The 11,170-nt window shown below is 61.9% G+C and carries 9 protein-coding genes; 1 reads left to right on the plus strand and 8 read right to left on the minus strand.

What is annotated here, in order from left to right; all coding sequences use genetic code 11:
- The 3 genes from V7080_RS18255 to V7080_RS18265 all read right to left on the minus strand — a co-directional run.
- The coding region (locus tag V7080_RS18255) for a response regulator (RefSeq protein ID WP_334189822.1) at positions 1-2,295 on the minus strand (2,295 nt) is incomplete at its 3' end.
- Positions 2,292-2,942: a YfiR family protein gene (locus tag V7080_RS18260; protein WP_334189823.1), complete on the minus strand. Its 651-nt coding sequence runs from the start codon at positions 2,940-2,942 to the stop codon at positions 2,292-2,294. The genes V7080_RS18255 and V7080_RS18260, both read right to left, overlap by 4 nt.
- 23 nt (positions 2,943-2,965) lie before the next feature.
- Positions 2,966-4,948 (minus strand): TonB-dependent receptor plug domain-containing protein, encoded by a 1,983-nt coding sequence (locus V7080_RS18265; RefSeq protein WP_334189824.1) that lies wholly within the window; start codon positions 4,946-4,948, stop codon positions 2,966-2,968.
- 751 nt (positions 4,949-5,699) lie between these two features.
- Here V7080_RS18265 and ggt point away from each other — a divergent pair.
- The gene (gene ggt, locus V7080_RS18270) at positions 5,700-7,550 is read left to right on the plus strand and encodes a gamma-glutamyltransferase (RefSeq protein WP_334189825.1); all 1,851 of its coding nucleotides are present in this window, start codon (positions 5,700-5,702) and stop codon (positions 7,548-7,550) included.
- Between the two features lie 121 nt (positions 7,551-7,671).
- Here the strand turns inward: ggt and V7080_RS18275 are convergent, their stop codons facing one another.
- From V7080_RS18275 to V7080_RS18295, 5 genes are all read right to left on the minus strand, one after another.
- Positions 7,672-8,079 carry a hypothetical protein gene (locus V7080_RS18275; protein WP_334189826.1) on the minus strand — a complete coding sequence of 136 codons (408 nt, stop codon included), beginning with the start codon at positions 8,077-8,079 and terminating at the stop codon, positions 7,672-7,674.
- A gap of 232 nt (positions 8,080-8,311) precedes the next feature.
- A complete protein-coding gene (locus V7080_RS18280; protein ID WP_334189827.1) occupies positions 8,312-9,631 on the minus strand; it encodes a TolC family outer membrane protein in 1,320 nt (439 codons plus the stop codon).
- Positions 9,632-9,663: 32 nt separating this feature from the next.
- Complete coding sequence (locus V7080_RS18285; protein ID WP_334189828.1) at positions 9,664-9,987, minus strand: rhodanese-like domain-containing protein; 324 nt, start codon at positions 9,985-9,987, stop codon at positions 9,664-9,666.
- 9 nt (positions 9,988-9,996) lie between these two features.
- A complete protein-coding gene (locus tag V7080_RS18290; protein ID WP_334189829.1) occupies positions 9,997-10,650 on the minus strand; it encodes a protein-L-isoaspartate O-methyltransferase family protein in 654 nt (217 codons plus the stop codon).
- Positions 10,651-10,701: 51 nt separating this feature from the next.
- A partial coding sequence (locus V7080_RS18295) for an efflux RND transporter permease subunit (protein ID WP_334189830.1) occupies positions 10,702-11,170 on the minus strand: 469 nt, incomplete at its 5' end.

Consider the following 11,170-nt stretch of genomic DNA (forward strand, 5'->3'; position numbering starts at 1 on the left):
CCCGTGCCCCGTGGAGAAAATGATGCGCAGGTCCATTCCGTCTTCGGTCACCTTCCGCGCAAGTTCGATGCCATCCATTCCCGGCAGCGTCAGATCGGTCAACAGGATGTCAAAGCGCGCCGCTTGCAGGCGATCGAGTGCCTGCTCGGCAGTCGTCACCCCTTCCACATGATGTCCCAGCAGTGCGAGCAGTTCGCCGAGCATGGTACGGGCGTCATCATTGTCCTCGACCACAAGAATGCGGCGGCCAGCCGCGGTGGTTACGCCGGCAGGAAGTCCGGAATGCAGGTTGTCCGCAACGGCCGGACGGGATTTCTTCTGCGACAGCATCTGTCGGACCTTGCGTGCGAGATCCTCTCTGCGATACGGCTTGCTGAGAAGTTCCACGCCCGGATCGAGCCGCCCGCCGTGGACGATCGCATTCTGCGTGTACCCGGAAGTGAACAGCACCTCGATATCCGGGAGAAGCTGCCTCGCGTGCCGTGCAAGGTCGGGACTGCGAACCGGTCCGGGCATGACGACATCGGTGAAAAGCAAATCGACGGAAACGCCGCTTTGGAGAATATGAAGTGCGCTCTGGCCATCGCCGGCTTTCAGGATGTTGTAGCCGAGTTGTGAAAGCATATCGACGACGGTGGCTTGCACGATCGCATCGTCTTCCACCACGAGGATTGTTTCCGCGCCGCCGGTGATCTGGTTGTCTGGCGGCGCACCGGCTTCCACTTCAGGCTGCATCGAGCGCGGGAGATAAACCCGGATCGTCGTGCCGCTGCCGACTTCGCTGTAAATCTTGATATGGCCGTTGCTTTGCTTGACGAAGCCATACGCCATGCTGAGGCCGAGTCCTGTGCCTGCGCCTTCGGGCTTGGTCGTGTAGAAGGGCTCGAATGCGCGGGCGAGGACTTCCGGCGTCATACCGGAACCCGTATCCGAAATCGCGAGCATGACATATTGCCCGGCCATGACTTCCGGTTCCGTCGATACATAATGGTCGTCCAGCATCGCGTTACCCAATTCCAGCGTCAGCTTCCCGTTGCCCTTCATGGCGTCGCGCGCGTTGATGGCGAGATTGAGAATGACGTTTTCAAGCTGATTGGGATCAACCAGGGTGGTCCATAGTCCGCCGGCCACCACGGTTTCGATCTCGACGGATTCACCCAGCGCGCGGCGCAGCAGATCATCCATCCCGCGCAATATCCGGCCGAGATTGGTCGGCGCGGGGCGCAATGGCTGACGGCGGGCGAAAGCGAGGAGTTGCGACGACAATTTGGCGCCCCGGTCGGCGGCATAGGCCGCTGTCTCGAGCCTTCGTTGCGCCTCCGGGTTTCCGGCAAGACTCATTTGCAAAAGCTGCAGATTGCCGTTGATGACCTGCAGCACGTTGTTGAAATCGTGCGCCACGCCGCCGGTGAGTTGTCCGACCGCTTCGAGCTTTTGCGATTGCCGTAGCTGGGCATGGGCACGTTCAAGTTCCGCGGTCCGTTCGACGATGCGGTCTTCCAGCGTCATGTTGAGTTGCCGAAGCGCTTCTTCGGCCGCCAGGCGCTCGGTCATTTCGAGTTGCAGCGCCCGGTTCGATTCTTCAAGCGCCTTTGACCGGTCTCCCACTTCGGCAAGCATGCCGTTGAACGCGTCCACCAGGATGCCGATCTCGTCCTCGGTCGATTTCGTCACGCGCATGGAGAAATCACGGCGCCGGATCACCTGGTTCACCGCATCCGTCAGGGCGACGACCGGCCGGGTAATGGCGGCCTGGAGCCAAGACGACACCAGGATGGCGATCAGCAGGCTTGCCGCCATCACCGCCGCGAGGATCGTCAGATAGCGCTTTACCTGGGTCAGCAGCGGATATTCGGCGCTGAGGTATACCATGCCCAGCGTCTCGTTGTTTCGCGCGATCCGGGTGAACACTTCGATCTTGCTGGCGTCGACGGCGTGCCCGCCGGTCTGCGGCATGACCGGGAAGCGAAACGGCGATGCAGTGTCCTTCGAATAGGTCGCAAACAAGGTACCGTCCGGCCGGTAAATCGCCGCCGCGAAAATCCTGTCCCGCACTTTCAGCTGATCGAGATTTTCGTTTGCCACCTCGGGGTCGTTGAACTCCAGCGCGGGGAGGCTGACCTGCGCCAGGATATCGGACTGGGTTGTCAGGTCGTTGACCCAGGTTGACTGGTACTCGCGGATGTCGAACGCGAGCATCGCTGCACCGGCCACCAGCAGCGCGGCGGAGGTGGTCGCCAGCACGGCAAGCATGAACTTGCGGGAGATCGAGCGCTTTACGGCATTCCTGATCATTTCTGGGGGCCTTTTGTGACGACAGTGGCAAGCGCCAAAAGCCTGGAGCTGAGTTTCAGGCCTGACCTGTCCGCTGCATCCAGCGAAATCTCGAAGCGCACGCGCTCTTCGACGATACGGAAATTGATCATGCTGCCCTGCGCCAGCGCATCGTCGGCTTCGGTGACCGTCAGCGTTGGCTGCGCCCCGAGCTGCTTGAGCAATTGCGGCAGCCTTGCGCGCTCGGAACGGCCGATAAACAGGACGTGAATGCCATTGAGCGAATCGCCTGTTTCCAGGTTCCTGACAACTATCGGGCGGTTTTTGATGCTGCGATTGGCCGACATCCTGGCCAGGCTGCCGGCGATGGCATCGCTGCCCATCACGCCGATCACATAGGGGGAATCGCTCTTCGGGAAGGAGGATGCGGGCCACTCGACATAGTTGGGAAACTTGTACAGGAATGCGGTCTTCACGGATTCCTCGTCCGCGTTGATGCCGGGATCGCCGGACGCGGATTGCGCGATCGAGGTCGCAGGCCATGCCCACAATGCAAGCGACAAGGCGAGCACGCGCAGCAGCAGGGCGAGTCCCATCCGCCATCGGGATGTGGATGGCCGGTATGCCGGTATCGGCTTGCCGTTGCTCAAAATGCGCGTGGAATGCATGTCGTCTGATCGTCGCAGCCGGCTTACCGACGCCAAAGCAGTTTGACGAACAAGGCCCGATCGTATTCGCTGCGTCCCGGCGCCGCGCCGTACTCGGGATGGGATTTGTCCAGGAGGTTTTGCGCGACGACCGACAACTCGAGATCACGCCGGATCTTCCAGCCGTAGCGCACGTCCAGCGCGGTATAGGCCGGCACGGTCGGCCTGGTCAACGCGCCCACATGCCTCAGGGTCAGGTCCAGTTCCTTGCCTTGCGCAATGTCGTACGACGAGCGGATGGACCAATAGTGGGACGGGTCGCTGGTGGCCAGGCCGGTCGTGCCGGTGGCATCCAGGCTGCCCGGTTTCAGTTTGGTGTCGACTCTCTGGGCGACGAGGCCCGCGGCCAATCGCCATGCGGGCATCGCCTGCCATGTACCCCACATCTCGATTCCGCGGTTCGTTCCTTCCGCGAGATTGCGGAACACCGCGCCCGGGCCATTCCGGTTCGGCTCCAGCGTACGCAGCCTGTCGTACCGGCTATAAAACGCCGTTGCCGAAAAGGACAGCGTCGACGACGGCTGGGCGCGGTAGCCGAGTTCGAACACGTTGGCGACTTCGGAATCGAAATCCGGCCCGCCCGCCACCGCATATTGGGGGACGCCGTTCACGACCGCCGGGTTGCGGGGACTGAAGAAATCCCGGTCGATCCGGGAGGGTGCGCGCACCGACCTCGAGGCGGAACTCCAGACCAGGTTGTCGGCGGCTGGCTTCCATGCAAGGCGAAGCGTGGGAAGGAATTCGACGCCGGTGTAGTTATTGTTTTCCAGCTTGAGGCCGGCAGTCAGGCGCAGGTTGTCCCGCAGCGCGATTTCATCCTGCACGAAGACATTTCCCCAGTACATATTGAGGGAGCCGGGCAGGAAAGCGAACGATTGGGCATTGTTCACGTGATCGAGTGCAAGGCGGTAGCCGGCGCCCCAGACCACGTTGTGGATGTCCGCAAGCTTGACCGAGTGCTGAAGCTGCAGGTCAAAGGTATGCAGATGCTCGATAAACGCGTTGGGCTGGTTTCTTTCCGTGTAGTCCCAATAGGCTTGCAGACTCAGATTCGAGCCATCCGCCAGTGTCGTATTCATGTTGCCGACCAGATTGGCGCCCGCGATCCTGATGTCGCGCGTGCCCTGCTGGTGCAGGGCGCCGTCATAGGTATCGCCATGTATCGAGATTCGCTGGTTTCCGCTTTCCCAATCGGTGCGGAAGCCTGCCTGCTTCCTGTGCCAGCCCGTCAGTACGGAGGTGCCGTTGGCGCGCTGGGTATCGTCGTTCGTTGCGTATTTGCCGTAGACGCGGTAATGGCCGCCGTTCGCCAGCGCGCCGCCGTACCTGGCCGCGCCGTGCCGTTCATTCTTGCTGAAGCCCGCGGCGGCAAGCGCGCCCTGGGTTTGTTGCGCCGGCTTGGTAATGATGTTGATGACACCGTTCACGGCATTGGCGCCCCACAATGTCGCTCCCGGACCGCTGATCACTTCGATGCGGTCGACATCCTCGAGGACGACATCCTGCGCATCCCAGTACACGCCCGAGAATAGCGGGCTGTAGACGGTGCGTCCGTCGATCAACACCAGCAGCTTGTTTTCGAACGGATTGTTGAATCCGCGCGCCGTGATCGCATAGTTCCTTGCGTCCACGCGCGCAACCTGCAGGTTCGGCGCGAGGCGCATCGCCTCGGGAAGCGTCGTCACGCCGGAACGGCGGATATCGGTGGCGGTAATGACGAAGATGGAGGAGGGCGCATCGGCAAGCGATTCGGGCCGCTTCGATACCGACGTGATTCGTATGCCGGCCAGTTCTTCCAGGCTCAGGTCGGCCAGATCGTCGGCGTCCAGCGCCTGGGCGCGTACCGGAACCACCGCAGCGAAGAATACAACGGACAGCAATCCTGTTGACAAGCAGCGGCGACGAGCCTGGGCCTTCGGCAAGCAAAGCTGATCAGCAAGGCGGGTAGTGCGGTCGTGGATGGGCATGGCATTCGTGATGGTTGTTTGACGATAAAAGAGCCGATCAGCGGGTGGCTTGTCCAGGCTTGCGAAAATGGAAGTTGCGGTGCCCGATGCTACCCGAACGGTCGTCCTTTCCGCAATGGAAGAATGAGAAAATTCATCAGGCAACGGGAGGGAAAGTGGCTTATGTATGTTTTCATACGGAACAACCTTTCCGTGGAGATGGGGCCTGTCCACGCGCACCCCGGCATGCCTGCCGCGATTGATCCCGCTCAAAGCCGCAACGATCAAACACAGTACCGTAAGGAGCAGCGCCGACAGCAGCTTGTCGATGTACGTTCATTTCCTCGCCTGAAGCACAGCATATCCGGATGTCTTGTCCGATGGGCTTGTTGCGGTCAACGCCGTCCCATCGCCGCGAGAGGTTCATTTCCGCACATGATTGTCGACGCCCGACACTCGAACTGATTCACCGAACCGACCCATATGCCGAATCAGGATGCGGTTCGCAGCACCGATGCCAGGCGAACGCGCCAATGCATGACGAAAGCGGACACAGCGCATTTCGCATGCACGCCCGGCACCGCCGTTTCGAATTCTTCGCCCTGCCTGGAGCCGCTGACTCCTGCAAGCGACCGATGCATGCATGACACCGCATTCCACGCAAAGTTTTGCGGATGCCGGCATGACAAAAAGGGAGGATATCAGCAACGTGCTTGTGACCCGAACTGCGATTACAGGCTTCTATTCCCGGGACGAACATGAAAGAGACGATATGAATACCAAACTGCTACGTATGCTTGGCGCAATACCGCTTGCGGTCGCGGCGCTGACCACCGGATTCGCCTACGCCGACAACATGCCGCACGCCGACCATCGCGTGATCAATGTCGACGAACAGGAACACGGCTACCGCAAGGGTGTGGTCGCGGTCTCCCATCCCCTGGCCGCACAGGCCGGCGCGAAGATGCTCGAAGACGGCGGCAATGCGATCGACGCCGCCGCGGCGATCCAGTTCGCCCTCAATGTCGTCGAGCCGCAGTTTTCCGGCATCGGCGGCGGCGGCTTCATGATGATCTATCTTGCCAAGACGAACGAAACAGTCATCATCGATTCCCGGGAGCGTGCGCCTGCCGCGGCCACGCCCGACATGTTCCTGAACCAGACCTTCGCCACCGCCTCCACCAGCGGCCACTCGGTCGGTGTGCCGGGCACGGTGCTCGGCGTCGAAACGGCGCTCAACCGCTGGGGCACCAAGAGCCTTGCCAAGACCCTTGAGCCGGCCATCACGCTGGCGGAAAGCGGTTTCCGGATCAACCGCTTCCTGGCGGCCGACATCGACAATGAACGGACCGCCCTGCAACCCGAAGCACGCGCGGTGTTCCGCCTGCCGAACGGCGATCCGCTGCCCGAAGGCTACCTGCTGACACAACCGGATCTCGCGAAGACATTCCGGCTGCTCGCGGGGCAGGGAAGCAGCGTGTTCTACAAGGGCGAGATTGCCAAGGCGATCGTCGAAGCGCAACGGCGCACCAATCCCGCACTCGGCGAGGCCGGCGTCGGCCGCATGACCACGGAAGATCTCGCGCGCTATGACGTGGCGTTGCGCAAGCCGGTGGAAGGCACCTATCGCGGCGTGACGATCAAGTCGATGTCGCCGCCTTCGTCCGGTGGCCTGACCGTCATTCAGATGCTGAAAATGCTGGAGCAGTTTCCGATCGGCGACACATCGCAGGGCTTCGGTTTCGGTTCGGCGCGCACCGTGCATGTCATGACGGAAGCGATGCGCCTCGGCTTCGCCGATCGTGCCGTCTGGATGGGCGATGAAGACTTTGTGCCGGTGCCGAAGCGTGGCCTGATCTCGTCCTGTTATGTCAATACGAGAAAGCTGCTCATCAATCCCGACCAGCGGCTGGCGACCGCGACTGCCGGCAATCCGCTGCCCTGCGATGCGGAAACGGTGACAGCCTCCACCCGTATCCCGGTCGCGCCGCAGGAAGAGGAGAAAGGCATCCATACGACCCACTTCTCCGTCGTCGATAAGCACGGCAACGTCGTCTCGTACACCACGACGATCGAGAACACCTGGGGCACGGGCATCGTCGTACCCGGCTACGGTTTCCTGCTCAACAACGAGTTGACCGACTTCAACTTCACGCCGGCGCGCAACGACGCAACCGGGAATCCGGGTGCCAACGACGTCGCGCCACTCAAGCGGCCGCGCTCGTCCATGACACCGACGATCCTGTTCAAGCACGGAAAGCCGGTTGCCGCATATGGTTCTCCGGGCGGCGCCACCATCATCAATTCGGTATTGAACGTCACCATGAATCTCGTCGACCATGGCATGCCGATCCAGCAGGCGATCGATGCACCGCGTTTTTCTGTCACCAGCGCGGGCGGTGCGATCACCTGTGAAAGCGGCTTCTCCGCCGGGACGCTGCAGCGGCTCGTCGCACTGGGGCATCAGGTGCCTGTCGTCAATGGCGTACCGACCTGCAATTCGCGGATAGGGTCGGTGCAGGGCGTGGTGATCGATCTGAAAACCGGCAAGCAGTATGGCGGCGCCGACCAGCGCCGTGAAGGGACCGTCATCGGGCTGAAGAGAGGGCACGACAAGGACTGATTGCGCGGTCGCTTGATGGCCGTATGAGCTGGCCCGCCCTTGTCCCCGTCAGGCGATGAGGGCGGGCCTTTCCTGTTGTGGAATATGAACTTGCGCGTGAGCGGGCATGGAATGCGCCGGTTCAGCCGTCGCCGAACAGGTCATGCGCATCCAGGATCGCATAGGCGATCTCCGGATTTTTTTCGAGGCACCTGCGCACCGCCGCTGGAATCGACTGCCGGGTCTTCCGGCACAGTCCGGGAAGTTCCTGCACCTGGATGTTAAGGCCCCTCATCGTGCGCACTTCGCGCGCACCCGGCGCAATCTGCAGGACGATCCCGAGAAGCTCGTGCATCCGCTGTTGCATGCGCTTCAGATCGTCATAGCTGGAAATGTTCTCGATGCGCTCGAGGAGCTTTTTCTCTTCCAGGTTCGTCAATCGCAGGATGCGGAAATCACCCTGGGGATCATTCAGCAGTTCGTCGCGTTTGCACACGCATGCTCCCGGCGGGCATTCCTTGCGAATCGGAAAGGGAGGGAGTTGCGACATAGACGACTGGGATAGAAGTTCAGAGCGGGAAAATCTTACCCTTCATCGGCGCAGAATCACACTGTTTTGGGAAGGGAACTGGTTGAATGCCCGCTTTTGCCGGGCACGCAAGTGCATGGGAATCAACTTGCCCATCCCTGCTTCTGCTGAGGCAGAAACCCTGCTGCAAGGTTCCCTTCCTCAAGCGGAAAGGAACGTCCAATGACTGAGGTGTGACGCAGCAGGACCAGCCTTACTGCGTCAGCAAGGTATTCACCAGCACCACATCCTCTTCCTTCAGCGTGCCGGCAGCCGCCTTCAGCCGCAGCCCGTTCACGATCGTGTCATAGCGCGCCCTCGCGAGATCGCGGCGGGTGGTGAACAACTGCTGCTGCGCATTCAGCACGTCGATGTTGATGCGCACGCCGACCTGGTAGCCGAGCCGGTTCGATTCCAGCGCGGACTGGCTGGAAATCTCCGCCGCTTCCAGCGCGCGCACCTGCACCAGCCCGGAATTCACACCAAGGAATGCCTGCCGGGCGCCCTGCGCCGCCGTGCGGCGTATGGTATCCAGGTTTGCCCGCGCCTGGTCCTCGAGCGCGATCGCTTCACGCACCCGGCTGGTGATGGCAAAACCGGAAAACAGCGGGATCGCCAGCTGCACGCCGACCGCGTTGTTATTGGAGACGGAGCCGGTCGGGCTCAGCGCCGTGCCGGTCTGGTCGTTGTAGCTGCGGCTGGCGACCAGGTCGACCGTCGGGTAGTGGGTGGCGCGGTTGCGCTTGATTTCCCGCTGCGCGATTTCGAGCGCAAGCTGCTGGCTGAGCACGTTGAAGTTCTGCTGTTCCGCGCTCAGCACCCACGGTTCGATAGCGGACGGCTCCGGCGCATTGATCTTCACGCCGGGCCGAAGCGTGGCCAGCGCACCCGCCTGGCGGCCGATGATCTGCTGCAGGGCCGCGCGCCGGATCTCCAGTTCGCTGCGTGCCGCGGCCTCCTGCGCCAGCGATAGGTCGAACCGGGCTTGCGCCTCATGAGTATCGGTGATGGTCGCCGTACCGACCTCGAAGCTGCGCTTCGCCAGGGCAAGCTGTTCGGTGATGGCGGTCTTCTGCGCCTCGACCGTTCCCAGCGCATCCTGCGCCGACAACACATCGAAGTAAGCCTGTGCCACGCGCACGATCAGGTCCTGCTGCGCCTGCGCGAACTGCGCTTCGCTCACCGCCGTCGACAGCTTCCCCTGCTGGTATGTCTCCCAGTTGGCCAGCCGGAACAGCGGCTGCGACATCGACAGCGTATATCCCTTCGCATTGAAGTTACGGTCGGTGCTGATGCCACCCGAGCGCGAATTCAGATCGCTGCGGTTGTAGCTGCCCGACAGCGCCACCGTCGGCAGCAGGCCAGCGCGCGCCTGCACCTCGCGCTCCTGCCCAGCCTCCAGGGCTGCGCGTGCGCTGGCGATCTGCGCATCGTACACAAGCGCTTCCTTGTATACCTGCAGCAGGTCGTCCGCGGACGCATTGAGCGACAGAAACGCGCCGGCGATGAGAGCGGCGATAAGGGGCTTGCGCATTGATTTCTCCGTGCGGGGGTTGATAGCGAAAGTTAATAAGTCGGCATCGAGCCGTCGACCTGCTGCGCCCAGGCATGGACGCCGCCGGTCAGGTTGATCACATTGGGAAAGCCGTTGCGTTCAAGGAAGGCGGCGACCGACATGCTGCGGGCGCCGTGATGGCAGATGCAGACGATGGCTGCATCCTCGTCCAGTTCCTGCATGCGGGCCGGCACCGTATTCATTGGCATCGGCACTGCGCCCTCGATGTGGCAGGTCTGGAATTCCCAGGGCTCCCGCACGTCGAGCAGCAGGGGCTTCGGACGATTCTCGTCCGCCAGCCAGACGGCGAGTTCAGGCGCGGTCAGGGTTTGCATGTCGGTTTCTCAGAATTTGAAATGGGACGGCGTCAGGGCTTCGCGCAGCGGCCGGACATCGGTTTCGAAAACGGTGCGCTTGTCGTAGGCGGCGTTGCCGGTGCGGGTGATGAGCTGGGCGAACATGACCGGTGATTCGCCGACGATCGCAAAGATCCGGCCGCCAACCTTGATCTGCTGCAGGAAGGCATCGGGCAGCACCGGCAAGGAGCCGGAAATGACGATCACATCGTAGGGGCCGCCGCCGGTCCAGCCCCGGGCGCCGTTGCCGAGCACGACCTCGACGTTGCTGATGCCGTTGGCGGCGAGGTTCTTTTCCGCCATCGACTTCAGCTCCGGCTCGATCTCGATCGTCGTGACCTGGCGCGCCTTGTGTGCCAGCAGCGCAGCCATGTAGCCGGAGCCAGCGCCGATTTCCAGCACGCTCTCATGCTTTTTCACAGCGACTTCCTGCAGGATCCGCGCTTCCATCTTGGGCGCGAACATCGACTGGCCGCAGGGCAGGGGGATTTCGGTATCGACGAAGGCGAGGTTCTTGTACGCTTCCGGCACGAAGTCTTCGCGCTTGACCACCATCAGCAATTCGAGCACATCGGGTTCGAGCACATCCCATGTCCGGATTTGCTGTTCGATCATGTTGAAACGGGCTTGTTCGATATTCATTTTTGCGACTCGATGGGTTGAAATGGTGAGGGAAACAAACCGGCTATTCTATCAAACGACATCATCGTTCCTGGACTGCGGCATGGCTTCGATGCTGCCGTGGCCCGGCACGGGGGCACTGCCGAACTTGCGCCGCGCCCAGGCCGCCAGGTCGTCGAGGTAGGTGTACACCACCGGCACCACGACCAGCGTCAGAAGCGACGAGGTGATGATGCCGCCGATGACCGCCTGGCCCATCGGCGCCCGCTGTTCCGAACCTTCCGCCATGCCGAACGCCAGCGGCACCATGCCGAACACCATCGCCAGCGTGGTCATCAGGATGGGCCGCAGCCGGACATGGGCGGCTTCGAGCAGTGCCGCGCCGCGCTCCGCGCCGGCCTTGCGCGCCTGGTTGGCGAAATCCACCAGCAGAATCGCATTCTTCGTCACCAGTCCCATCAGCATGATGAAGCCGATGATCGAAAACAGGTTCAGCGTCGAACGGAAGAACATCAGCGCCAGGAACACGCCGATCAGCGTC

It is taken from the genome of Noviherbaspirillum sp. (assembly GCF_036846085.1).
Classification (GTDB): Bacteria; Pseudomonadota; Gammaproteobacteria; order Burkholderiales; family Burkholderiaceae_D; genus Noviherbaspirillum.